General features: G+C 39.4%; 23 protein-coding genes. 22 read left to right on the top strand and 1 reads right to left on the bottom strand.

The genetic code is table 11. The features are described 5' to 3' along the window. The 5 genes from AACU95_RS06865 to AACU95_RS06845 all read left to right on the top strand — a co-directional run. The coding region (locus AACU95_RS06865) for an RNA-guided endonuclease InsQ/TnpB family protein (RefSeq protein ID WP_161737208.1) at positions 1 to 355 on the top strand (355 nt) is incomplete at its 5' end. Between the two features lie 171 nt (positions 356 to 526). Then, on the top strand, positions 527 to 1,966 hold the full coding sequence (phoA, locus tag AACU95_RS06860; protein WP_012368409.1) for an alkaline phosphatase: 1,440 nt from the start codon (positions 527 to 529) through the stop codon (positions 1,964 to 1,966). Positions 1,967 to 2,394: 428 nt separating this feature from the next. Beyond that, the gene (locus AACU95_RS06855; protein ID WP_004245660.1) at positions 2,395 to 4,032 is read left to right on the top strand and encodes a Na/Pi cotransporter family protein; all 1,638 of its coding nucleotides are present in this window, start codon (positions 2,395 to 2,397) and stop codon (positions 4,030 to 4,032) included. Beyond that, on the top strand, positions 4,029 to 4,571 hold the full coding sequence (locus AACU95_RS06850; protein ID WP_004245658.1) for a GNAT family N-acetyltransferase: 543 nt from the start codon (positions 4,029 to 4,031) through the stop codon (positions 4,569 to 4,571). Before AACU95_RS06855 ends, AACU95_RS06850 begins: the two co-directional genes overlap by 4 nt. 183 nt (positions 4,572 to 4,754) lie before the next feature. After that, a complete protein-coding gene (locus tag AACU95_RS06845) occupies positions 4,755 to 5,018 on the top strand; it encodes a DUF1435 family protein (RefSeq protein ID WP_004245657.1) in 264 nt (87 codons plus the stop codon). Positions 5,019 to 5,134: 116 nt separating this feature from the next. Here AACU95_RS06845 and rsmC read toward each other — a convergent pair whose 3' ends face one another. Continuing rightward, positions 5,135 to 6,148 carry a 16S rRNA (guanine(1207)-N(2))-methyltransferase RsmC gene (gene rsmC, locus AACU95_RS06840; protein ID WP_004245656.1) on the bottom strand — a complete coding sequence of 338 codons (1,014 nt, stop codon included), beginning with the start codon at positions 6,146 to 6,148 and terminating at the stop codon, positions 5,135 to 5,137. Positions 6,149 to 6,277: 129 nt separating this feature from the next. Between rsmC and AACU95_RS06835 the strand changes: the two genes are divergently transcribed. The 17 genes from AACU95_RS06835 to AACU95_RS06760 all read left to right on the top strand — a co-directional run bounded on the left by AACU95_RS06835 (position 6,278) and on the right by AACU95_RS06760 (position 24,291). Continuing rightward, positions 6,278 to 6,688 (top strand): DNA polymerase III subunit psi, encoded by a 411-nt coding sequence (locus tag AACU95_RS06835; RefSeq protein WP_004245653.1) that lies wholly within the window; start codon positions 6,278 to 6,280, stop codon positions 6,686 to 6,688. Then, complete coding sequence (gene rimI / locus AACU95_RS06830) at positions 6,657 to 7,103, top strand: ribosomal protein S18-alanine N-acetyltransferase (RefSeq protein WP_004245652.1); 447 nt, start codon at positions 6,657 to 6,659, stop codon at positions 7,101 to 7,103. Before AACU95_RS06835 ends, rimI begins: the two co-directional genes overlap by 32 nt. Before the next feature lie 770 nt (positions 7,104 to 7,873). Then, a complete protein-coding gene (locus tag AACU95_RS06825; protein WP_004245651.1) occupies positions 7,874 to 8,227 on the top strand; it encodes a hypothetical protein in 354 nt (117 codons plus the stop codon). A 19-nt stretch (positions 8,228 to 8,246) separates the two neighbouring features. After that, positions 8,247 to 9,890: an McrB family protein gene (locus AACU95_RS06820; protein ID WP_004245650.1), complete on the top strand. Its 1,644-nt coding sequence runs from the start codon at positions 8,247 to 8,249 to the stop codon at positions 9,888 to 9,890. Positions 9,891 to 9,893: 3 nt separating this feature from the next. Then, entirely contained in the window at positions 9,894 to 11,321 is a 1,428-nt protein-coding gene (locus tag AACU95_RS06815) for a 5-methylcytosine restriction system specificity protein McrC (RefSeq protein WP_004245649.1), read from the top strand. Positions 11,322 to 11,384: 63 nt separating this feature from the next. Next, positions 11,385 to 11,534, top strand: coding sequence for a hypothetical protein (locus AACU95_RS17930; protein ID WP_004245648.1), 150 nt, complete (start codon positions 11,385 to 11,387; stop codon positions 11,532 to 11,534). 57 nt (positions 11,535 to 11,591) lie between these two features. Next, positions 11,592 to 11,801, top strand: coding sequence for a LexA family protein (locus tag AACU95_RS17925; RefSeq protein WP_196560828.1), 210 nt, complete (start codon positions 11,592 to 11,594; stop codon positions 11,799 to 11,801). Positions 11,802 to 12,080: 279 nt separating this feature from the next. Next, positions 12,081 to 13,670: a peptide chain release factor 3 gene (gene prfC, locus AACU95_RS06805; protein WP_004245645.1), complete on the top strand. Its 1,590-nt coding sequence runs from the start codon at positions 12,081 to 12,083 to the stop codon at positions 13,668 to 13,670. Between the two features lie 407 nt (positions 13,671 to 14,077). Further along, positions 14,078 to 14,425, top strand: a complete 348-nt coding sequence (locus tag AACU95_RS06800; protein ID WP_004245644.1) for a BON domain-containing protein — start codon at positions 14,078 to 14,080, stop codon at positions 14,423 to 14,425. A 96-nt stretch (positions 14,426 to 14,521) separates the two neighbouring features. Then, entirely contained in the window at positions 14,522 to 15,583 is a 1,062-nt protein-coding gene (locus AACU95_RS06795) for a patatin-like phospholipase family protein (RefSeq protein ID WP_004245643.1), read from the top strand. Continuing rightward, positions 15,580 to 16,362 (top strand): metal-dependent hydrolase, encoded by a 783-nt coding sequence (locus AACU95_RS06790; protein ID WP_004245642.1) that lies wholly within the window; start codon positions 15,580 to 15,582, stop codon positions 16,360 to 16,362. The genes AACU95_RS06795 and AACU95_RS06790 overlap by 4 nt, the downstream gene beginning before the upstream one ends. Positions 16,363 to 16,649: 287 nt before the next feature. After that, a complete protein-coding gene (locus AACU95_RS06785; protein ID WP_004250187.1) occupies positions 16,650 to 17,951 on the top strand; it encodes a NupC/NupG family nucleoside CNT transporter in 1,302 nt (433 codons plus the stop codon). A gap of 523 nt (positions 17,952 to 18,474) precedes the next feature. Next, positions 18,475 to 19,254, top strand: coding sequence for a deoxyribose-phosphate aldolase (gene deoC, locus AACU95_RS06780; RefSeq protein WP_004245640.1), 780 nt, complete (start codon positions 18,475 to 18,477; stop codon positions 19,252 to 19,254). Positions 19,255 to 19,323: 69 nt separating this feature from the next. Beyond that, complete coding sequence (deoA, locus tag AACU95_RS06775; protein ID WP_004245639.1) at positions 19,324 to 20,646, top strand: thymidine phosphorylase; 1,323 nt, start codon at positions 19,324 to 19,326, stop codon at positions 20,644 to 20,646. A gap of 66 nt (positions 20,647 to 20,712) precedes the next feature. Continuing rightward, complete coding sequence (gene deoB / locus AACU95_RS06770; RefSeq protein ID WP_004245637.1) at positions 20,713 to 21,939, top strand: phosphopentomutase; 1,227 nt, start codon at positions 20,713 to 20,715, stop codon at positions 21,937 to 21,939. A gap of 78 nt (positions 21,940 to 22,017) precedes the next feature. Further along, on the top strand, positions 22,018 to 22,734 hold the full coding sequence (gene deoD, locus AACU95_RS06765) for a purine-nucleoside phosphorylase (RefSeq protein ID WP_004249423.1): 717 nt from the start codon (positions 22,018 to 22,020) through the stop codon (positions 22,732 to 22,734). Between the two features lie 243 nt (positions 22,735 to 22,977). Then, positions 22,978 to 24,291: a CitMHS family transporter gene (locus AACU95_RS06760; RefSeq protein WP_004249424.1), complete on the top strand. Its 1,314-nt coding sequence runs from the start codon at positions 22,978 to 22,980 to the stop codon at positions 24,289 to 24,291. Positions 24,292 to 24,602 lie beyond the last annotated feature (311 nt).

Genomic DNA, 24,602 nt, shown 5'->3' with positions numbered 1-24,602 from the left:
TGGACGGAACGTAAAAGCTAAATCTGGTTTAAACCGCTCAATACTGGAGCAGGGCTGGTATGAAATGCGCCGTCAGCTTGAGTACAAGCAGCTCTGGCGAGGAGGTCAGGTACTGGCAATACCCCCTGCCTACACCAGTCAGAAGTGCGCTTGCTGTGGTCATACAGCAAAGGAAAACCGCCAGTCACAAAGTCAATTCGAGTGCCTTGAATGTGGATATACAGCGAATGCTGATATCAACGGGGCACGTAACATTTTAGCGGCAGGACATGCCGTGCTTGCCTGTGGAGGGAGGGGGCAGTCAGACCGCCCGTCGAAGCAGGAACCCGCCGAGGTGATTCAGACATCAGTCTGAACGCAGTAGGGATCCACATCCTTTAGGGCGTGGAGGATGTCAATTGCCATAAAGCTGTCATCTAAATCGCTTTTTTCTTTCATCTGTTTGTCATTTTACTCTCGTAAGCTCTTTGTGACTTAAAACATAAACCCCAAAATTCTTTATTTTTTTGCGTGCAAGGAAAAAGCTATGTCTCTACGTTATCAACGTTCTGCGTTATCTGTAGTCGTCGCAACACTCTTTACAAGCGTGAGTTTCTCTTCTTTTGCAGCCCCCGTCACTGCCGATACTATTTTGGCGCAAGATCGCGCAGCAAAAGGTAATATTACGGAATTTGGTGGTGCTCGTCGTATAACCTCAGATCAAACTGAAGCATTAAAAGCAGCACTTAATAATCATCAAGCTAAAAATGTGATCCTATTTATCGGTGATGGGATGGGGGATTCTGAGATAACGGTAGCACGTAACTATGCCGAAGGGGCTGGTGGCTTCTTTAAAGGGATTGATGCGTTACCGATGACCGGCCAATATACTCATTATTCTTTAGATAGAAAAACACAAAAACCTAATTATGTAACAGATTCGGCCGCATCAGCAACAGCATGGGCTTCAGGGGTTAAAACCTATAATGGGGCATTAGGGATTGATGTGTTTGGTAAAGATCACCAAACGATTTTGGAATTAGCAAAAGCGAATGGTAAAGCGACGGGGAATGTCACTACCTCTGAAATTCAAGATGCAACACCGGCTGCGCTATTTTCACATGTTACCGGGCGTAAGTGTTATGGGCCTGTAGAAACGTTAGCAAAATGCTCAACGAATGCGCTAGAAAATGGCGGTAGAGGTTCAATCTCTGAGCAATTGTTAGTGACTCGTGCAGATATTACACTGGGAGGAGGCGCGAAAAGTTTTGCTCAAACAGCAACGGCCGGTGAATATAAAGGGAAAACGCTCGAGCAACAAGCAATAGAGCGTGGCTATCAAATTGTGAAAGATGCTAAATCGTTAGAGGCGATTACGCTAGCAAATCAAGATAAACCTGTGTTAGGTCTATTTCATGACGGTAATATGGCCGTCGCTTGGGAAGGGCCAAAAGCCACTTATCAAGGTAATTTAAAGAATCCTCCTTTAGAGTGTAAACCGAATTCAAAATTAGACCCGAATGCACCAACATTAGCGCAAATGACCAAAAAAGCGATTGATTTGCTGAAAACGAATGAAAATGGTTTCTTCTTACAAGTCGAAAGCGCCTCCATTGATAAACAAGATCATAATGCTAATCCTTGTGGTCAAATTGGTGAAACGGTGGCATTAGATGAAGCGGTACAAATTGGTTTAGATTTCGCTAAACAAAATGGTGATACGCTTATTATAGTGACCGCAGATCACGCTCACTCTAGTCAAATTATTGAAGCTGATGTGAAATCAAGCGGCTTAACACAAGCATTGATTACCAAAGATGGCGCTGTCATGGTGGTGAATTATGGTAACTCAGAAACGGATTCACAAGAGCATACAGGCGCGCAATTACGCGTTGCCGCTTATGGTCCACATGCTGCTAATGTCGTAGGGTTAACAGACCAAACAGATCTTTTCTTTACTATGCGCGATGCGATGGGATTGAAATAACCTTGATAAGGTGACTGAATTGTAGTCTGTCTGAAATGTAGTTGAATTGTCTTACTAAAATTGTTGTATTTTCACGCGACTTAGAGAGATACCCTCAAGTCGCGTTTTTTTCTATGATTTCTTTACAAAAAATAAGAAAACGATAATAAATCAAGACGTTATTTACAGTCTAATTTTGAAAGTTACTTTTTGTTTGCTATAATTAACAGAATTTACAATGATATTCTTATACTATTCTTAACTTCTCCATTGATTATTGCACTTAAGTCGCAATATCTTTTTGCCTAATAACGTCGTTTTGATTAGGGCGTTATCTATAAAAATCATTTTTCAGATATGGTTATCTGCGTAGGATCTCTCTCTTTTTTATGGCATTGAAGGAGAAATGAGCCAATAAACAACGATAAAAAATAAGGTGACTAATTTCTATGCTAACACTGCTTCATTTACTCTCATCCGTGGCACTTTTAGTCTGGGGAACACATATTGTTCGCACCGGTATTATGCGTGTGTTCGGCTCTGATTTACGCCGAATTTTAGGTAAAAGTATTAATAAAAAATCGAATGCTTTTCTTGCCGGTGTCGGTGTTACTGCCTTAGTACAAAGTAGTAATGCTACGGCATTGCTAGTGATTTCGTTCGTCACTCAAGGCCTTATTTCTATTACACCCGCTTTGGTGATTATGCTAGGGGCTGATGTGGGTACAGCGCTAATGGCGCGGGTGCTGACATTCGATCTTTCGTGGTTATCACCGTTACTGATTTTATTGGGTGTCATGACTTTTTTAAGTCGTAAAAAAGAGCGTATCGGGCAACTGGGTAGAGTGGGAATAGGCCTTGGTTTAATTATCTTAGCATTACAACTGATTGTGACTTCTGCTGAGCCGATAACCCATGCCAGTGCAGTACAAGCTATTTTTACCTCTTTGAGCGGGGATACGATTTTAGCACTATTGGTCGGCGCTATTTTTGCGATGGTTAGTTATTCAAGCTTAGCGGCGGTATTACTTACCGCAACATTAAGTGCAACAGGCTTTATGCCTTTATATATTAGTTTATGTATTGTTATTGGTTCTAATATTGGTAGTGGATTGTTGGCATTAATCAGTAGTCGTGGTCAAAGTATTAGTTCACGTCAAGTCGTCATAGGAAGTCTGTTTTTTAAATTAATTGGCGCCTTGCTGGTATTGCCGTGGATCACCATCATTGCGACAAAAATCCAACAATATGATTTTTCCCCTGCGGAAGTGATTATCTATTTTCATGTGATTTATAACTTAGTGCGCTGTGTGTTGATGTTGCCGTTTGTGGGGCCAATGGCGAAATTATGTCAAAAATTAGTGCCGGAATTACCCGTTACTGGGACAGAAGTTGCACCTCGTTATTTAGATCCATCCGCCGTTGATACTCCCTCTTTAGCTATTGCTAATGCAGTCAGAGAGACATTACGGTTAGGGGATGTGGTTGAACAGATGTTGCAACGTTTTCAAGCCTTAATGGAAGGGGATCGTCTGCAAAAAAGGGAGATTAGCCAGCTAGAAGAGGAAGTGGAATTGCTCCATAGCAGTATTAAATTGTATATGGCACAAATTCAGCAGCATGATCTTGGTACTGAAGACTCTCGTCGCTGGGCAGAAATTATTGATACCGCGATGAATTTGCAACAATCTTCCGCTATCATAGCGCGTATGTCTGGTGAGGTGGTGAATAAAAGTTTAGATCATCACTTAAATTTATCGGAGGAAGGACGTCGTGAATTACAGACACTCCTTGAGCGTCTGCAAAGTAATCTGAATCTGGCGATGTCGGTGTTTGTTTCCGGCAATATGGAGCATGCGCGTAAATTACGCCGAGCAAAACATCGATTCCGTTTACTCAACCAACGTTACTCGTTTGCTCATGTAGAACGTCTTCATTTGCATAATATGCAAAGTATTGAAACCAGTTCGCTGCATACCAGTTTGTTGGGTGATATGAAACGGTTGAACTCCTTATTCTGTGCAGTGGCTTACCACGCATTAGAGCGGAGCGGATCTTCTTCAGAACAGGTTAATCTTCAACAATGAAAAAAAATATTCGTCTATTAACACATAATGAAATCCCTCGCGTTTGGGAAATTGATAGAACAGAACTGATTGAAAGGCTATATGTTTTACAACAAGGGCAATTGGTGTTATCTGAACAGCGTTTTGATATGAAAGGCTGGCCTGAAGGTGAGGCAGAACATTATACCCCTGTTTTACTTGAAAGTGCTGAGCGCGGTGCCCCTTTTTGGGGAGTCTTTGAAGATGACAAGTTAGTCGCTGCTGCCAGTGTTGATCCACAGTGGCGAGGCCAAGATAACACCTTGTTACAGCTCTCTTTCTTACATATTAGCCACCAGCAGCGTGGGCAAGGATTAGCCCGTATATTGTTTGATTATTGTGTGGAATATGCGAAGCAAAAAGGGGCTAGCGGATTATATATATCCTCAACGCCTTCTGAAAATAGTGTTAATTTTTATCAGCATATGGGCTGTCGTTTAATTGATGTGCCTGATACTGAGCTTTATGAAAGAGAGCCTGAAGATATTCATTTAGTGCTTAATTTTAATAAAGAAGATTAATCACTTATTTTACATCATCATTTGATGACTCTAAAATGCTTTATCGTTGGCAGCGGTAAAGCGTTTTTTGTTTAACCTCTTTAAAATTAAGGGTATGGCTACTTTTTTTTCTTGATAGACATTGAGTTAACCAATGTGTTATATAATAATGAAAATCATTATCATTAACGAATGGTGACTCTCATGGCTAAATCAACACGTATCTCCTCTGTCTCTTCTTGGACATCTCGTATTAGTTTATGGGAAATGTTGGCCGTTGCTTCGTTATTTACTGTGATCACCCACTCTATTGCAGGAACAGCAGCATTTACATTGGTTCTTGTCATTTCTATGTTGCTATCTACCATTATGTTATTTCATAAGAAATTACAAATGTGGGTGATGATCCCCGCCGGCGTTGTGATCACCTATAGCTTAATGACCTTTTTTTTAACCTATCATGGGTAGATAACCGTAAATAAAGGCACGATAACCTGCTGATAATAAAAAGGAAGTAAATACCGAAGGCCACCAGTAGTTGAAAAATCAATTACTGGCGGTTTTTATAATAGTGCTGGTGATTACTATTTCTTGGTTGCTTGGTAAACTTTGAATTTACCTGTTGATGCAAGCACTTCATGAGAGCCAAACACGTGATCAAGAATATCTTGATAAGGTAAGAAAGCATTGGCAACAATACGCAGTTTACCGCCTTTTTTCAAAAAGTTAGGCGCGAGACGAATAATGTCTTCTGCAGCTTGATAGCTGGTACCTAAGCCATCATGGAAAGGAGGATTAGAGACTATCCAATCATAAGTTTCTTCTACCGCAGAATAGACATTGCTTGCAATAACCCGTCCTTCTAATTCATTAACATTTAACGTGGCAATACTGGATGAAATAGCGGCTGCATTGACGTCACAGAGTGTGAGTTTTAACATCGGGTTTTTTTTGCCTAATACAGTGGCAATCACTCCACAACCACAGGCCATATCCAGTAAGTCACCTACCATTGTATCATCAAATGTAGAGAGTAATAATCGGCTGCCTTCATCTAATGCGGTTTGACTGAAAACACCGGGTAATGCCATCACCGTTAAATCGTCATAACGATAAGTTTGCCACCAGTTATTTCGATCAAAGAGTGTTTGATAGGTTAGTGAACCAAAAAAGAGGCTACAACGACGTGCTGAATCTATTTTTTTTAGCTTTGCTATACCATTCATTAATTCCGTAGCACTTTTTACACCACTACGGTTTTCGCCGACGATGAAGATTTCAGTATCGACAGATAAACTTGCACATAAGCTACGTAACTGAAAAGTTGCTTCATTCTTATTCTTAGGCCAAAAATAAATCAAAGTGTCGCAATATTTTACGAATGATTGATCTGCCGCTAAACCAAAAAATGCATTATCACCCATGGATTTGAGTAGCGGTAGCCACTGGTGATATTGATTTGTATAGGCTCTAACACTTTTGGCCTGAATTTGTGATGCTAGCGTGTCTTGAAGATCACCTGCTATGAGTACGTGCCTGTCTGCGAAATGATCTAGATGACGAAGAATAACTTCGCTGGCAGGGGACAATGAGGACATTATGATTATTACTCCTTAAAAAACATAAAACGCATGATATCAGATATAAAGAAACTGACGCTATTTATTGGCGTAGTTTATGCCCTCTGATACTATGTACCGTTGTTCTACACTTGATAGGTAAATATCATGAGCCGTAAAGACAGAATGTTAGCCCAACTTGGGATTCGTCAATGGGTACTTCGTAAGCCTGCTGTATTAAAAGGCGAACATTCTGTGCAATTTCCGGATACCACTCGTTTACTTATCATTACTGATGATGTTGTTGATCTAAATAACGGGCTTTTCTCTGATATTTTTAGCACTATGGGAATAGATAAAAGTGAAATCTATTGTATTACCTCAGAGGATGTGAGCCTGCTCACAGGATCATTTACACCAGCCTGTTGGCTATTAGGTACTGATATCACTCTACCTGCTCAATATACTTCTCTGAGAAGCCCTTCATTACATCAATTATATTTTGATGCCAATGCAAAACGCGATCTTTGGAAACAAATCTATCAACATGAAGACCATTTCCCCATTAAACCCTGCTGATTTACCTTTAGCATGGGAAATTGAAAAACTAAGTCATTCATTCCCTTGGAGCGAAGAAACATTCTATAGTAACCAAGGTGATCATTATTTTAATCTAAAAATTTGCATTGATAATATTATGGTAGGTTTTGCTATTACGCAATTAATATTAGATGAAGCAACGCTTTTTAATATCGCGATACATCCTGATTATCAAGGTAAAGGCTATGGAAAAGCATTGTTATTAGAACTTATTGATAATATTGAAAGAAAAGATATTGCTACATTATGGCTTGAGGTAAGAGAATCCAATCAAAAAGCATCTAATCTCTATGAATCTATAGGATTTAATTCAGTATCTGTACGTAAGAATTATTATCCAACAGCAACGGGAAAAGAAGATGCGATAATCATGGCTTATCCAATTAAATTCTAATTAAATACTTATTTAAGTTAAATTAAAGACGTCTTCTATTAGGCGTCTTTTTTTATTTTATGTGAAGTGAGTAGACTTTTATTCTTTTATTTAAATTTTACCTAATGGATATTTTGGTAAATAATTTTACTTTAGTTACAGGGGTTATTTAGTAAAACATATTGTGAGAATAATAAAGACAATATGAAGGGCGTTAAAATAAGTAAAACGCATGTTTACTTTAGTTCTTAAATTTATCGTTAGTTTATAAAAAGCCTATTAAGATAGGAAAATACATTAGTATTGTACATTTATTTGTTTCTAAACTAGAAAATCGCTACTGGTATCTATAAGTGAATCCCATCAAGTTGAGCCAACAAGTACCTCTGCGGATGGGGCCTGATATTTTATTACTGAGTTAATAGCTGGATTGGTCCTAACAAAAAAAACGCATCAAAGCATCACAGATGTTACTCGCATATCGAATTAGGTAAGCTTTCTCAGTTTTAGTTGAATTAGTTTAAAAAATATCAATTACACGGCGAATTTCGCCGTAAAATCCTAAAAAGATAAACTAGAGAAAGGAGGAACGCAATGGTTAGTCATTCCCAGCGCGAAACAGTGAAAGAGTCATATAAGCAGTCTCTTAAAACTCTTTTACCTTATGGTGTCAATGATCATCGCGGTGGATTTTTGAAGATCATTGACACAAGGAAGCACAACTCTCAGTAGAAAAGCGTGACGATTGGCTCTCATATCCCTTCGAGGAATACAGTGTCGATAATGCTACCGTGAGAGAAATCGATGAAGTCATCAATGTACCAAATATTGGACCTGTCGTGGTGACTAGTCATGAACAGGAAAGGTTTGTTGAATGGTTTTCTGACAGAGTGCCCAAGCATCCTTGGAAGGCTTTGGCTTCAAGGTTATTTAGCTCATCATTGACAAAAGCAATTTTGCCTGAAAAGGTAGCTCTTCATAAGAACCAAAAATATAGTAACAAAGCTGATATTTGGCTGCACAGTAACAGTGATTTGCATTTTGTAGTCGTTCAGTCAGGAGCAATGAAGACTTTGGTTACTGTTTTCAGACTAAATAAGTCTCTCAAAAAATCTCAAAATGAAATCAAGATGTGTGTCCGATAATCCAGTAACAAGGGAATAAATGAAAAGTAGACTGAAAAACCTATATAAATATCTTATTGAGAACAGGAAACATGAAGTCAATGGATGGCACAAAGCCTATCGTGACTTTTACAGTCAGGTCGCTCAAATTCGTGAGCGAATCACATCTGGAGAAGGCTTGTCTCAAAATGATGAAGCTTTTCTGAAGCAGTTAATCTATGAGAAGAGCAACGGTATCGCTTCTCGCGGACAGTCTGTGTTGAGCAATGACAATTTCCAGTCATTCATTAAAAACAAGAATTTCATATCCGCATTAGAAAAATTTATATTGATTCCAAACAGTGAAAACTTCACGATTTTTTCTGATACGTGGTCTAACCAAGGTAAATCTAACAACCCTGTTCTCGTTAATCGAGTGGCTGCAGCTTGTACACTCGAAGTCTCCACAACGGTTGACTCCGGTAAATTCAATCAGGTTTTTAATTGGCTTATACGCGAAGGAATAATTCCAGTATACCCAACAGAAGAAAATCAAAGTTGGTTTGCTAAAAACATTTTTCTATTAAAAAGCATCAAAAGCGAGTTTGATAATGAGCTTCGGGAAGGTAAAACTGATGAGTTTTATCTTAGTCAGTTTGTTTGGGTGCTTTACGAGAATTTGTCAAACCCATTCAGTTTAAAGAAGCAGATTATTAAATACGGGGCACCGGGGACAGGGAAAACTTATCAAGCACGCCTGCAAACTTCGCTCATGTTTGACATCTGGAAAGAGGAATTTACTTCCAATAGCCGTCTCACACATGCAAGTCAGATTGAGTTGGTTCAATTTCATCCTTCTTTCAGCTATGAAGACTTTATGGAAGGGCTACGTCCGGTTTTGGGCAGTGATGGGAACTCCCAATTAAGGTTGCAAAATGGTGTTTTTAAAGAGTTTTGTCGAAGCGCTGGTAAGTGGGAAATCGATGTATATGGGCTTGGACTTGCTCAGAAGTGGGAGTCTCTTACTATCAAGGAACTTCTCCCGTTTAGAGAAAAGTTATCAGGTGAGCATTGGCGGGATGTTTTCGAAATATCAGATACATCCAAGCTTGTATCGGAAGCAGTACCACCATTTTTCTTTATAATTGATGAGGTAAACCGGGCTGAGTTGTCTCGCGTTTTTGGTGAGTTAATGTACTGTCTGGAATACCGAGGCACTAGAGGTTGCGTTAAAACCCAATATGCCAATCTGAACAATGAACATACTGGTATGCTTAAGGACGCTAAAGGGTATTTGTTCTTCATTCCAACAAACATCTATCTTATTGGAACGATGAACACGATAGACAGAAGTGTCGAAAGTTTTGACTTCGCTTTACGTCGAAGATTCCGTTGGGAAGAAGTGGTGCCTGATATGGCGCTATTGAAATACCATTTGAACCAATTTTGCAAAGCTTGGCTGCCCCTGGTGGATAACCTTGAACGCTTGAATGAATTGATAGCTAAAGAGCCTTTGCTTGGTAATGATTACCAAATTGGTCATGCCTATTTGATGGATTTGAAGTATGCAACCAGCCTTACAGTTTCGGAGGTACGAGAGCGTGTATGGGATGATTGTATTCGTCCGTTATTACAGGAGTATCTTCGTGGAACGGGTAAGGAGACTGAACTGATTAGCTCCTTCGGAAAGGCGTTTGGGGTTTAAACAGTGTGGCTTTTCGATATCATTAAGAACGGCACACTGGTCGATAACCAGTCCTATTTTGTCAGCGAAGGCATTTTGAAAAATAGACGTTTAGGAAAGTCGATAACCCTTAGAACCAAATCAAAAGGGCAGTGGACCTATCCTCATAACGACGAGTCTGCAATTTGGCACTTTTTGAATTCGGTATCTCGTGATGTCGAAAAAACGCTGAATGATAATATTTCCGATGCTTTAATACTCTTCAATGATGAAGATTACGAACACAATACAGATGGCGGTTTCATCGATGTCTCTGGTACGGATGCCAGAAATTTTAATCTCGACACGGGCAATTTAATCGGATTTGTTAAGCGAGGAGATTACTCTCTGAAGATCAGCTCACGTTTTGGTGATGCTTTCCTTCAATACATCATTGCAGATGCCGATGGATTTCTCGAATTAGAAAACATTGGAGGAGAAAGTCACGCAGACGGTTACGAATGGCTTTTAGCATATCTATGGAACATTAAGTTTAAGAGAGCCTACCGCTTGGGCTTGCCAAAGACTTATATTACAAGAAATGATCGTATTTCCCGCGTAAGGGGAACTATAAATGCTACAGATTATTTTCAGAATAAATCATCTGGAAAATATTTATGCTCGTACCGAGAGCACAGCTACGATAGCCCTGCAACTTCACTTTTTATAAAAGCTTATGAAGCAGTTGCACATTACTCATTTTGTCACCAAACACGAAATATCTATAGCGCATTTCTGACTGCCAATCAGGGGATAAAAAGGTCACAGCAAGAAATTTTGAGGACTTCTCATTTCACCAATCCTTTCTACAATGATTATAACGTGCTCATTGACTTATCTAAGCAAGTTATTGGCCGGAAGGGCTCTGATTTTGATTCGCAGCAGGATTCGAGTGCTTTCTTTTTCGATATTTCGATGTTGTTTGAATATTTCATTCGTAAGCTCATCAAGCGAGATGGGTTACGCCTGCTAGGTAAGTTCGAGCTATGTCAGGAAATAGCATCTGGTGCGCTCAGCGGTTATATGAGAAAACTTGAACCTGATCTTGTTATAGAAATCGATGAGAGATTATTCGTATTTGATGTGAAGTATAAAGCATTTGATTCACAATTTGGGGTGAAGCGTGAAGATCTTTTTCAGCTACATACTTACATAGGGCAGTATGGAAATATTGCCGCAATCAAGGGGTGTGGATTTATTTACCCTATATCAGAAGAACGATGGGCTTCACTTAACCTTGAAAAAACACAGGGGGTGATTTCAGATATTATTCACCAGCAAGGGCAAGAGATACCGTTCCATGTGCTTTTTCTAAAAATTCCTGAAGATACTTATATTGATTTTAATAGGAAAATGAAAGAGCAGTGTAGTATTTTCATTGATGCCCTTTATTCTAAGGTTCTTAATCAGTGACGTTTTTTTGTGGAAAAAGGCCATTGATCAACGAAATGTCATTGCTTTGACGTCGAGATTGACTTGGGAGTCGGTAATGTAGAAGTCGTGCCTGATATCAAGGGAAGAATTCCTCTCATTAACTGGGTTCAGGCCGGTGATTGGACTGAAATAGCGAAGGAATTTGCCTATGAAGATGCTGAAGAGTGGCGTGAAGTCACAGGGAAAGCATGAGGGTGGTTTCGCACTTCGCGTAAAAGGCGACAGTATGGAAAATCCAAGCGGAAAAAAATCATACCCGAGGGGGCTGTGATCGTTGTTGATCCTGAGTTATCTTATTCTTCAAATTTATTGGTTGTTGCGCGTTTGGATGATTCGAAAGAAGCAACCTTTAAGCAGTTAGTCATTGACGATGAACAGAAATACCTAAAGCCTCTGGACTCCCAATATTCAGCAACAGCGATCAACGACAACGGCACCATCATTGGTGTGGCACGATAAGCTATTATCGATTTTTTGTAGCAAAGAAATTTGTGGCCTAGCCTCGGTTGTTCATCAGCTAAAAAAACAACGATTGCAAACAACGACAACAGAGCATTGGCACAATGCTGAGAATAAATAGATAACCATTGATTGTTTATAAAGCCAAGATAGGCGAAAATAAGCGCCAACTAAGATTAACTTACGGGTGAATGTGCTTTATAGTCACTTTAATAAGTCGTTATAGAAATATCTCAGTGCAGTGCATTCACTTGTTTATCAACTAGAAGATCACTATTGATGTCTAATCCTATTTTTCAGCAAGAAGTTGCTCGTCGTAGAACTTTTGCCATTATTTCCCACCCCGATGCGGGTAAAACAACCATCACTGAAAAAGTGTTGTTATTCGGACAAGCTATCCAACGTGCAGGAACAGTAAAAGGGCGTGGCTCAAATCAGCATGCTAAATCAGACTGGATGGAAATGGAAAAACAACGTGGTATCTCCATTACCACTTCTGTTATGCAGTTTCCTTACGCTGATTGTCTAGTTAACTTACTTGATACCCCAGGGCATGAAGACTTCTCTGAAGATACGTATCGTACTTTAACTGCCGTTGACTGTTGTTTAATGGTCATTGACTCTTCAAAAGGGGTCGAAGATCGTACCCGTAAATTAATGGAAGTGACTCGATTACGTGATACGCCAATTTTGACCTTTATGAATAAATTGGATCGTGATATTCGTGATCCGATGGAATTAATGGACGAAGTTGAAACTGAGCTAAAAATTGCCTGTAGTCCTGTTACTTGGCCGATTGGCTGTGGAAAACTGTTTAAAGGGGTTTACCATATCTTAAGAGATGAAACCTATCTTTATCAAACAGGCCAAGGTCATACTATCCAAAACTCACGAGTGATCAAAGGGTTGGATAATCCTGAGTTAGATGAAGCGATTGGTGATGATTTAGCCGTTCAATTACGTGATGAGCTAGAGTTGGTGTTAGGTGCATCACATGAGTTTGATCATGAAGCTTTCTTAGCGGGTGAATTGACTCCGGTTTTCTTTGGTACCGCATTAGGTAACTTTGGTGTTAATCACATGCTTGATGGTTTGGTGAAGTGGGCGCCAGCGCCAATGCCTCGTCAAACTGATATGCGAGAAGTGACAGCGGCTGAAGAGACATTCACGGGTTTTGTCTTTAAAATTCAAGCTAATATGGATCCCAAACACCGCGACCGTGTTGCTTTTTTACGGGTGGTGTCAGGCATGTATGATAAAGGGATGAAACTGCACCAAGTACGTACGAAAAAAGATGTGGTGATTTCAGATGCATTGACCTTTATGGCAGGGGATCGTTCTCATGTTGAGCATGCTTATCCTGGTGATATTATTGGCCTGCATAATCACGGTACCATTCAAATTGGTGATACTTTTACTCAAGGTGAAATGTTAAAATTCACCGGTATTCCTAACTTCGCTCCGGAATTATTCCGCCGTATTCGTCTACGTGATCCGCTAAAACAAAAACAATTGTTAAAAGGTCTGGTGCAATTATCTGAAGAAGGTGCGGTACAGGTGTTTAGACCCCTAGCTAATAATGATTTAATTGTTGGCGCAGTTGGGGTGCTACAGTTTGATGTCGTGGTTGCACGCTTAAAAGGTGAGTATAACGTTGAAGCCATTTATGAATCAGTGAATGTATCGACGGCTCGTTGGGTTGAATGTAGTAACGAAAAGAAACTCGAAGAATTTAAGCGTAAAAATGAGCAACATCTGGCATTAGATGGTGGTGATAACTTAACTTATATTGCACCAACGATGGTTAACTTAAATTTAACCCGTGAACGCTATCCTGATATTGAGTTCCATCAAACGCGTGAACACTAATTTTCTGTTATAAATCATATAAAAAGCCATATTTTTATGGCTTTTTTCACAATGATGTATTGTAAAATCAACCCCAGTATCTGTTTAGATTTACTCAATAATCTTATCTATACTATTTATATTCCGTCGATATTCTAATAAAAACTACCCTTTAATCAGCTATTACTCTTTCTATTCTCTGCTATCCTAATAATGATATTTTTATACTCATTGTATAAATAAAATAAAAACTTTTTACATATAAATGGCTATTTTTCAGATTAAAATTACAAAAAGTTATCTTTATTTACTATTTATTACTTTATTTGCTACTCATAACTTAGTAGTGTAACTGAAGTACTTGTTAATAATTTGATAAAAAATACACACATTTCCTGTCATGATTAATTTATGAGCAGGGGGAAGCAATGAATCAACAAAAAATAAAATTAGTATTAGCGCTCGTCACGGGTATGACAGTGACAATGATAAGTACAGCAACTATTGCGGAGACATCGTGGTATAACGAAATTGATAAAACTACCAGTAATGTTAACAATGAATTAAGCGATACGGCAATATCGAAAAAAATCGAAGAAACACTATTACCTAACCCCTCCATTGACAGTGGATCACTTTCAATTCGTACTGAATTTGGTCATGTCACAGTTGCCGGCTTTGTTAAAAATGCAGAGCAGGAAAAACAAATCATTCAGATCATTGAAAAAATTGATGGTGTAAAAAGCGTTGAATCATCAGTGAATATTCAAGGCTAACTTAATAGCGACTTAATTTATTTTAATTAGTGATTAAAAAGAATGACCTTGAAAACAGGTGCGAGTATCCTTATAAGGTTGTATTAAGGAGACTCTATGGGGAAGTATATACCGGTTACATTAAATAATATTACTGCACTTGAATTTCAATCATCCTTACCACAAGGCAAAGTTGCATTAGTTTGCGAAGGCGGTGGACAGCGAGGCATCTTTACTGCTGGTGTTCTTGATGAATTTATGCGCTCTCAATTTGATCCTTTTGATCTACTCCTAGGGGTATCCGCGGGGGCGCAAAACTTATCTGCTTTTGCTTGTGGACAAAGGGGTTACGCCCGCAGAGTCATTAACCGTTATACCACCAATAACCAATTCTTTAATCCGATTCGTTTTGTTCGTGGGGGAAATTTACTCGATCTTGACTGGTATATAGAAACCACTTCGAAAGAAATGCCTTTAAATATGCCTAAAGCATTACGTCGTTTCGATAGTGGTCGCGAGTTTTATATGGTGGCAAGTCGCTCCGACAATTTTAAGGCAAATTATTTTCAACCAGAAAAAAGCACATGGCTTGATATTGTGAAAGCCTCCAGTGCGATCCCCGCGTTTTATCGCAATGGTGTTTTATTTCAAGATGTTGTTTACCATGATGGCGGTATTAGTGATGCGATCCCGGTAAAAGAGGCTTATCGTCGTGGTTGTCGTACAATTGTCGTTATACGAACAGTACCGTCTGAATATCAATATACCACCGAGTGGGTGGATAAAATGGGAAAATGGTTTGAGAATGGCCGTTTTCAACGCTTTCTCAATATGGCTCAAGTCCATATTGAAACTTATACTGACACACTAAGATTTATCCAATCTCCACCTGAAGATGCCGTTATCATTGAAATATATCCACCAACAACACTACAATCTAGTGCATTAGGAAGCCGTTTAAGTGCATTAAATCATGATTATCATGTTGGTAGACGCTGTGGGCGCTATTTTCTAGCCACTATTGGTCAACACTTCTCTAAGAAAAAATTTCAGCAACACGATAAAAAAATATTTAGCCTATTTGAAAATGAAGCAAAAGCAGATAAAGCGGAAGATGCCGAAATCATTCAAAAAGGAACTCGGAGTGTGCACCCTGAAGTAAGGAGTGTTCAAGAATGAGTCGATTTATTGATACGCATTGTCATTTTGATTTTCCCGTCTTTTATCACGACCTTGAGAATAGCCTTGCTTTAGCACAACAGGCTCAGGTAAAAAAAATTATTATTCCTGCGGTTGCTCAGTGGAATTGGGACGCGGTAACGGAATTGTCTCGTTATAACAATGCACTATATTGTGCACTAGGTTTGCATCCTTTATATATTGAAGCGCATACAGAGCAGCACTTGATTGAACTTAAAACACGCCTAAAAACGACGCCACGTTGTGTTGCAATGGGGGAGATGGGTTTGGATAACTCTATGACAAATCCACATCCGGAAAAACAGCAACAATTTTTAATAGCACAACTTAAATTGGCGATAGAATTTGATTTACCAGTGATCCTTCATTCACGTAAAACTCATGATAACCTAAGTGCTATTTTGCGCCGTTATTCAGTTCCTCGTAAAGGTGTGATCCATGGTTTTTCCGGTAGTTTGCAACAAGCAGAACGTTTTGTTCAACAAGGCTATTTTATTGGAGTAGGGGGCACTATCACTTATCCACGTGCACAAAAAACACGTCGTGCAATTGCCTCTCTACCCTTAGAGCGCTTGTTATTAGAAACGGATGCGCCTGATATGCCTGTAAGTGGTTTTCAAGGCGAGCCTAACCGCCCTGAGCGAATTCTCGCTGTTTTTTCTTCTCTTTGTGAATTGCGTCAAGAGTCAGCAGAGGTTATTGCAAACCAACTTTACCTAAATAGTCTACAATTATTTCAGTTAACAGATGATGCCTAGTTTTAAGTAAATTAGTAATTATTCTGCCATTCGTATTACCGTTTTTTATTAAACTGCTAACCACTTTTCCAAATAAACTTTATCCATTAAGTGCGTTTTTTGCTTTTTAGTGTGATTTAGATCTCATTTGTGACTTTTATGTTACTTTTTTAAGATGCTAATTGTGATGGATATAGAGGGTTCTTTTCTGGGACTAGGTATAATTATCTGGCAAAAAAAGAGTCAATAAACTTAGTAACAAGCTTATTGATAATCCATTAAATTTTTATATGAACAGGGATCCTTCAATGCACCTCATTATGAGCTTGGTCGGAATGGCCACATTGATATTGATAGCCATTCTTTTCTCCAGCAACCGACGTGCAATTAAATTACGCACGGTCGGTGGCGCATTCCTTATTCAAATTGGTTTAGGCGCATTTGTACTTTATTCAGAAAGTGGCCGTAAAGTGTTATTGGCTATTTCTGATGCCGTTAAAAATGTCATCGATTATGGTGAAAACGGCATGAGCTTCCTTTTTGCTGGCTTAGTTTCCGACAAAATGTTTGAGCTATTTGGCAGCGGTGGCTTTGTTTTTGCTTTGCGTGTTTTACCTGTTATTGTGTTCTTCTCTTCATTGATAGCAGTACTTTATTACTTAGGTATCATGCAATTTGTCATCAAGATTTTAGGTGGCGGATTACAAAAAGTATTAGGCACTTCTCGTACTGAATCAATGTCTGCAACAGCCAATATCTTCGTTGGACAAACAGAAGCACCACTGGTGGTTCGCCCCTATATTGCTAGAATGACAACCTCAGAACTTTTTGCGGTGATGTGTGGTGGATTAGCATCAGTGGCAGGTTCGGTACTGGCAGGTTATGCAAGTATGGGTGTGCCATTGGAGTATTTGATCACCGCTTCATTTATGGCGGCACCAGGTGGTTTACTCTTCGCAAAACTCTTGGTTCCTGAAACAGAAACACCTGATGATCAAAAAGATGCTTTTGATAACTTAAGTGATGAAGAAAAACCCGCTAATATTATTGATGCTGCGGCATCAGGGGCTTCTTCAGGATTACAACTTGCGTTAAACGTAGGTGCAATGCTACTCGCTTTTGTCGCATTAATTGCCTTAATTAATGGTATTCTTGGCGGAATTGGTGGCTGGTTCGGTTATGAAGACTTCTCGCTAGAATTAATCTTAGGCTGGGTATTTGCACCAATCGCCTTCTTAATTGGTGTGCCTTGGAGTGAGGCAACCATTGCTGGCTCTTTTATTGGTCAAAAACTGGTGATCAACGAATTCTATGCTTACTCGGAGTTTAGTAAATATCTGCAAGATGAATCACAATTAGCAGCAGCGGGTTTAATGGCCTTGTCTGAACAAACAAAAGTGATTATCTCTTTTGCGCTGTGTGGATTTGCTAACCTTTCCTCTGTTGCGGTATTACTGGGTGGTTTAGGGGGAATGGCACCAAACCGTCGTAAAGATGTCGCACGCTTAGGTATGAAAGCCGTTTTAGCGGGTACACTCTCTAACTTAATGAGTGCAACCATCGCCGGCTTCTTTTTTGCATTAACCGCAATGGCTGTGGTTGCTGCTTAAATAAGAAAGTATTTACAGAGCAGATAGGTAATTGCTTATCTGCTCTTTTTGTTTGTTTTCTGTTGTAATGTTAACTACCTTTATATATATGTGAGTTACTTCGCAACTTGTAGAGAAGTTAGCCAATTAATGAGTCATTTCATTAAAAGTAAAAGTTTTTACGTTATAAAGACGACTTACTGACTTTATTCGAGTAACATTAAACCAGAAAATAAAATTTTTGTGATTCTGATCACAATTTAATGTCTTTAGTTGCAAGTTTGATTTTATTATTGTGACAGAAAGCACATCTAATTGTTCTCTAGCGTGTTCAAATAAGATGTGCTGAAACTTCATGGAATGGCGAAAGCTCAATGACGGGTCGCCGAAGTGAGCATAGCGCGGTGAGAGGGAGCTCAGCTGTCGTTGTAGCACTTGTTACAACCACATCTTCAAGGAACCAAGTCCGCTCGCCAACAAAATTAATCGCTAACCTTAAAGCGTATGCCCATAGAGGGCTTGAGAAACATCGTTGGAGAGTTTTATGACAGATTTAACCGCTGCAGCGCGCCTTGCGCTGTCTTTGATGGATTTAACCACCTTAAATGATGACGACACTGATGAAAAAGTGACAAAACTATGTCATCAGGCGAAAAGCCCAGAAGGTAATACAGCCGCAATCTGTATCTACCCACGCTTTATTCCACTGGCACGTAAAGTATTACGTGAACAGGGAACACCAGAAATTCGTATTGCAACCGTAACTAACTTCCCTCATGGTAATGATGATTTAGATATCGCATTAGCTGAAACTAATGCAGCATTAGCTTATGGTGCTGATGAGGTTGATGTTGTTTTTCCTTACCGCGCATTAATGGCAGGTAATGAACAAATCGGTTTTGATATCGTTAAAGCATGTAAAGACGCTTGCGCTAAAGCGGGTGCTTTACTGAAAGTTATTATTGAAACGGGTGAGTTGAAAGATCCTGCGCTCATTCGTAAAGCATCTGAAATCTCAATTAAAGCAGGTGCTGATTTTATCAAAACATCCACAGGTAAAGTGCCTGTTAATGCAACACTGGAAAGCGCTGAATTAATGCTTCAAGTGATCCACGATATGGGTGTTGGCAAAGAAGTTGGTTTTAAACCAGCGGGTGGGGTACGTACAGCTGAAGAAGCTGCGCAATACCTTGCATTAGCAAACCGTATTATGGGCGATAACTGGGTTGATGCTCGCCACTTCCGTTTTGGTGCATCAAGTCTGTTAGGTAATTTATTAGCCACACTCGGTCATGGCGAACAAAAATCGTCTAGTGGTTATTAATTCATTTATGAAGTATGCCTACCCTACAATGGGTGGGCGTTATCAATGCTATAACACCAGGAGGTTGCAGTGTTTCTTGCCCAAGAAATTATTCGTAAAAAGCGTGATGGTCATCCTTTAACTGAAGAAGAGATCCGTTTTTTCATTAATGGCGTCAGAGATAATACTGTTTCTGAAGGTCAAATTGCAGCACTTGCAATGACAATTTATTTTCATGATATGACCATGCCTGAACGTGTGGCTTTGACATTAGCCATGCGTGATTCCGGTACTGTACTAAACTGGAAGAGTCTAAACTTAAATGGTCCTATTGTTGATAAACACTCAACAGGCGGTGTTGGCGATGTTACATCACTGATGTTAGGGCCAATGGTAGCTGCTTGTGGTGGTTATGTTCCGATGATTTCTGGTCGTGGATTAGGTCATACTGGTGGAACTCTTGATAAGCTTGAGGCTATTCCCGGCTTTGATATTTTCCCTGATGATGAAAAATTCCGCGATATTATTCGTCATGTTGGTGTAGCAATTATTGGGCAAACCAATTCATTAGCACCTGCTGATAAACGCTTTTACGCTACACGTGATATTACTGCTACCGTTGATTCAATTCCGCTTATCACTGCATCTATTTTAGGTAAAAAATTAGCTGAAGGTTTGGATGCATTAGTGATGGACGTTAAAGTTGGCTCAGGTGCCTTTATGCCAACATATCAGAAATCGGAAGAGCTAGCAGAATCAATTGTACAAGTAGCAAATGGCGCCGGATGCCAAACTACAGCACTACTGACTGATATGAATGAAGTATTAGCATCAAGTGCAGGTAATGCAGTAGAAGTCCGTGAAGCAGTACAATTCTTAACGGGTGAATACCGTAATCCACGCTTATTTGAAGTTACGATGGCACTGTGTGTAGAAATGTTAGTGTCAGGTCGTTTAGCTGACTCACGTCAACAAGCTCGCCAAAAACTGCAAGATGTACTGGATAACGGTAAAGCAGCGGAAGTCTTTGCTCGTATGGTTGCAGCCCAAAATGGTCCTACAGATTTTGTTGAAAACTACAATAAATACCTGCCAACGGCGGTATTAAGTAAGCCTGTATTTGCTGAGAAAGCCGGTTTTGTCACAGAAATGGATACCCGTGCTTTAGGTATGTCAGTTGTGACTTTAGGCGGTGGTCGCCGTAAAGCAACTGATGCTATTGATTACAGTGTTGGATTAAGTGAAATCGCGGCACTAGGAACAGAAATCAATACAGATACACCACTCGCGATGATCCATGCCAATAGTGAAAAATCATGGCAAGAAGCTGCGGCAGAAGTCCGTAAAGCGATGGTAATTGGTGAGACAAAACGTGAAACGTCACCAATGGTGTATCGCCAAGTCAGCGAATAAGAACTCAATGATGATTTATAAGTGACATATCCGTGGTCTACGGAAAATGACACAGGAGAGAGAATTATGAAACGTGTACATATCATGGTATTAGATTCCTTTGGTATCGGTGCTGCTGGTGATGCGGAGAAATTCGGTGACCAAGGCGCAGACACTTTAGGACATATCGCACAAGCATTTGCAGAAGGTAAAGCGGATAAAGATGGTCGTAAAGGTCCTCTTCACCTACCTAATCTTTGCCGTTTAGGTTTAGGTAAAGCGGCTGAAGAATCAACAGGTAAATTCCCTGTTGGTTTAGACAAAGATGCGGAAATTATTGGTGCTTATGGCTACGCGAGTGAGATCTCTTCTGGTAAAGATACACCGTCAGGCCACTGGGAAATCGCGGGTGTCCCTGTATTATTTGATTGGGGATACTTTAAAGATTTGAAAAACTCTTTCCCTCAAGAGTTGCTAGACAACATTGTTAAACGTGCCAATTTGCCGGGTTATTTAGGTAACTGTCACGCTTCTGGTACGGTTATTCTGGATGAACTGGGTGAAGAGCATATGAAAACTGGGAAACCTATTTTCTATACTTCTGCTGACTCCGTTTTCCAAATTGCTTGTCATGAAGAGACCTTCGGTTTAGATAAATTATATGAGCTATGTGAAATTGCTCGTGATGAACTAAACAAAGGTGATTACAACATCGGTCGTGTCATTGCTCGTCCATTTATTGGCGACAAACCAGGCAATTTCTCACGTACAGGTAATCGTCATGATTTAGCTGTTGAGCCACCAGCACCAACTATGTTGAAAAAACTGGTTGATGAAAAACAAGGCCACGTTGTCTCTATCGGTAAAATTGCTGATATCTATGCAAATGTAGGTATTACTAAGAAAGTGAAAGCAACAGGTATTGATGCTCTGTTCGATGCAACGATTGAAGAGATGAAATTAGCGGGTGATAACACTATCGTTTTCACTAACTTTGTTGATTTCGACTCATCTTATGGTCACCGTCGTGATGTTGTCGGTTATGGTGAAGCACTCGAATTATTCGACCGTCGCTTACCTGAGCTGATGGAATTAGTGAAAGAAGATGATATTTTGATCCTAACCGCAGACCATGGTTGTGACCCAACTTGGCAAGGTTCAGATCATACCCGTGAACACATTCCGGTTCTGGTCTATGGGCCAAAAGTTAAACCAGGTTCATTAGGTCACCGTGAAACTTTTGCTGATATCGGACAAACTGTTGTGAAATACTTCGGTTTATCACCAGTAGAATACGGTAAAGCAATGTTTTAATTTTACTTCGGTAGGCATAGCAATATGTCTACCGAATTATATTTGAATAGTGAAAGATCAATATTAAAAGGAAGAATTATGGCTACCCCTCATATTAACGCAGAAATGGGCGATTTTGCTGATGTCGTTTTAATGCCGGGCGACCCGCTTCGTGCTAAATACATTGCTGAAACTTTTTTACAAGACGTACGTCAAGTAAATAATGTTCGTGGCATGTTAGGTTTTACTGGTACGTATAAAGGCCGTAAAATTTCTGTAATGGGCCACGGTATGGGTATTCCTTCCTGCTCAATTTATGCTAAAGAGCTAATTACTGATTTTGGTGTAAAAGTGATTATTCGCGTGGGTTCATGTGGTGCGGTATTACCAGATGTTGAATTACGTGATGTTGTGATCGGTATGGGAGCATGTACAGATTCTAAAGTTAACCGCTTACGCTTTAAAGACCAAGATTTTGCGGCTATTGCTGATTTTGAATTAGTACAAAATGCTGTATCTGCTGCGAAAGCAAAAGATATTAAAGTTCGTGTGGGTAATATTTTCTCAGCGGATCTTTTCTACTCGCCTGATCCAGAAATGTTTGATGTGATGGAAAAATACGGCATCTTAGGTGTTGAAATGGAAGCTGCAGGTATTTATGGTGTAGCTGCGGAATATGGTGCACGTGCCCTGACAATTTGTACTGTTTCTGATCACATTAAGAAAGGTACACAAACAACCTCAGAAGAGCGCCAAACTACCTTTAATGAAATGATTGAAATTGCATTAGAATCTGTTCTGTTATTAGAAGACTAATTGATACATTTCGTTGCTTAAATTGAATTGAAACCCAATGTTGCATTGGGTTTTTTTATGTCTATTTTTCTTTTTATTCATTTGATTTTTAACTTTATTTAATATAATTAGGATTTTTACTAAGTATATTTATATAGAAAATAATCGGTGATTAACTTCACATCATTGAAACTGTTTTTACATGAGTGGTTAGCATTTTTGTAACATAAAGTGCAATATAATAACGACTACAAGGATCCTCATGTGCTAACGATTATCGGATTACTCATTATTATTTCTATTGTGACATTACTAATGATGGGGAAAACAAGCCCAATTATTGCAATGTCGGTCATACCATTAATTGGTGCGCTTGTCGCAGGTTATTCATTTACTGAAATATCTACTTTTTTTGAATTAGGTATTAAAAAGGTGAGTAGTGTCGCAACGATGTTTTTATTCGCGATACTTTTTTTTAGCATAATGAAAGATCTGCATATTTTTAACCCTCTGATCCGTATGATGATCAGTATCACCCGTGGCAATGTCATTATAGTGTGTATTGTCACAGCGTTAGTCGCGGCTGTTGTACATTTAGATGGTTCGGGTGCGGCGACATTCTTAATTATTATTCCTGCTTTTTTACCGCTATATCGCCGTTTAGGTATGAGCCCTTATCTTATGTTGCTAATTATGTGCACCAGTATGGGGGTGATGAATATGGTACCTTGGGGAGGGCCTTTAGGTAGAGCCTCGGCTGTAACCGGTATTTCGGCTGCGGAATTGTGGCAAAAGATCATCCCAGTGCAGATAATTGGTATTTTTGGCTCGATGCTTTTTGCCGCGGTGATGGGGGTGCGAGAAACCAAACGTATTGCTAAAGCAAAACTAAAAGGGACTACGCCTTATGAGCAAGATTCTTTATTAAGACAATTTGATGAAGATCAGCCAGAAACAGGAACAGAAAAACCACAAAAATTTTGGATCAACCTTCTGTTAATTATCGGCTCAATCACGTGTTTAGCCTTAGGATTATTTTCGGCACCTTATATTTTTATGGTTGCATTATCAGCCGCTCTAGTGATCAACTATCCTAAGCCGAAAGATCAAATAGCGATAATTAATCATCATGCTCCTCAAGCACTCTCTATGGTAGCAATTATTTTAGCGGCAGGTGCTTTTTTAGGCATCATGTCTAATGGGAAAATGCTGGAAGCTATTGCCCTCGATTTAGCAGCAGTATTACCTTCTCATTGGGTCGATAATTTGCATATTGTTGTGGGTATATTAGGCGTTCCCATGGATATCTTTACCAGCACTGATGCTTATTATTTTGCGCTATTGCCTATTGTGCAGGAGGTCACAGCTAGTGGTGGTGTCCATGTTGCTGATGTTGTGTATGCTATGGCCATAGGTAATAATGCCGGAACCTTTGTAAGTCCATTCTCACCAGCCGCTTGGCTTGCTATGGGGCTTGCAGGCACTGATATGGGTAAACATTTACGTTACTCATTTGGTTGGATTTGGCTATTTAGCTTCTTTACCCTAGGTGTTGGCACATTATTGGGACTGTTTTAACTTTTGTAGATTAAGGACGAATTCTAATTAATAAAGCGGGAAGAAATACTGTTCCCGCTTTATGTATTAATCCCCATCTCAATTTGATTTTCCTACTCAATCTTCTATCAGCTATTTCAGCTGTATCATCATTATTATCAGTTTATTGGTAAAGTTCGTTATCATCGCTTACCAATACTATTTGCCCTAACAGTTTAATATATTAAGTTTTTAACTTATGCTAATTTTTTAATTATTTTTAGTATAAATAACTAATGTTATTGACTTGATTGTTTTTATTAAGCCTCTTTAGCATCATTAACTATTATTTT

Source organism: Proteus sp. G4415, assembly GCF_963896075.1.
Taxonomy (GTDB): domain Bacteria; phylum Pseudomonadota; class Gammaproteobacteria; order Enterobacterales; family Enterobacteriaceae; genus Proteus; species Proteus mirabilis.
This window is presented reverse-complemented; position numbering and strand designations above follow the sequence as displayed.

What these genes read in the sequence shown, in the direction of transcription:
- phoA (WP_012368409.1), top strand. Translation starts at nt 527, where the DNA reads ATGTCTCTACGTTATCAACGTTCTGCGTTATCTGTAGTCGTCGCAACA.
- AACU95_RS06855 (WP_004245660.1), top strand. Translation starts at nt 2,395, where the DNA reads ATGCTAACACTGCTTCATTTACTCTCATCCGTGGCACTTTTAGTCTGG.
- AACU95_RS06850 (WP_004245658.1), top strand. Translation starts at nt 4,029, where the DNA reads ATGAAAAAAAATATTCGTCTATTAACACATAATGAAATCCCTCGCGTT.
- AACU95_RS06845 (WP_004245657.1), top strand. Translation starts at nt 4,755, where the DNA reads ATGGCTAAATCAACACGTATCTCCTCTGTCTCTTCTTGGACATCTCGT.
- rsmC (WP_004245656.1), bottom strand. Translation starts at nt 6,148, where the DNA reads ATGTCCTCATTGTCCCCTGCCAGCGAAGTTATTCTTCGTCATCTAGAT.
- AACU95_RS06835 (WP_004245653.1), top strand. Translation starts at nt 6,278, where the DNA reads ATGAGCCGTAAAGACAGAATGTTAGCCCAACTTGGGATTCGTCAATGG.
- rimI (WP_004245652.1), top strand. Translation starts at nt 6,657, where the DNA reads ATGAAGACCATTTCCCCATTAAACCCTGCTGATTTACCTTTAGCATGG.
- AACU95_RS06820 (WP_004245650.1), top strand. Translation starts at nt 8,247, where the DNA reads ATGAAAAGTAGACTGAAAAACCTATATAAATATCTTATTGAGAACAGG.
- prfC (WP_004245645.1), top strand. Translation starts at nt 12,081, where the DNA reads ATGTCTAATCCTATTTTTCAGCAAGAAGTTGCTCGTCGTAGAACTTTT.
- AACU95_RS06800 (WP_004245644.1), top strand. Translation starts at nt 14,078, where the DNA reads ATGAATCAACAAAAAATAAAATTAGTATTAGCGCTCGTCACGGGTATG.
- AACU95_RS06795 (WP_004245643.1), top strand. Translation starts at nt 14,522, where the DNA reads ATGGGGAAGTATATACCGGTTACATTAAATAATATTACTGCACTTGAA.
- AACU95_RS06790 (WP_004245642.1), top strand. Translation starts at nt 15,580, where the DNA reads ATGAGTCGATTTATTGATACGCATTGTCATTTTGATTTTCCCGTCTTT.
- AACU95_RS06785 (WP_004250187.1), top strand. Translation starts at nt 16,650, where the DNA reads ATGCACCTCATTATGAGCTTGGTCGGAATGGCCACATTGATATTGATA.
- deoC (WP_004245640.1), top strand. Translation starts at nt 18,475, where the DNA reads ATGACAGATTTAACCGCTGCAGCGCGCCTTGCGCTGTCTTTGATGGAT.
- deoB (WP_004245637.1), top strand. Translation starts at nt 20,713, where the DNA reads ATGAAACGTGTACATATCATGGTATTAGATTCCTTTGGTATCGGTGCT.
- deoD (WP_004249423.1), top strand. Translation starts at nt 22,018, where the DNA reads ATGGCTACCCCTCATATTAACGCAGAAATGGGCGATTTTGCTGATGTC.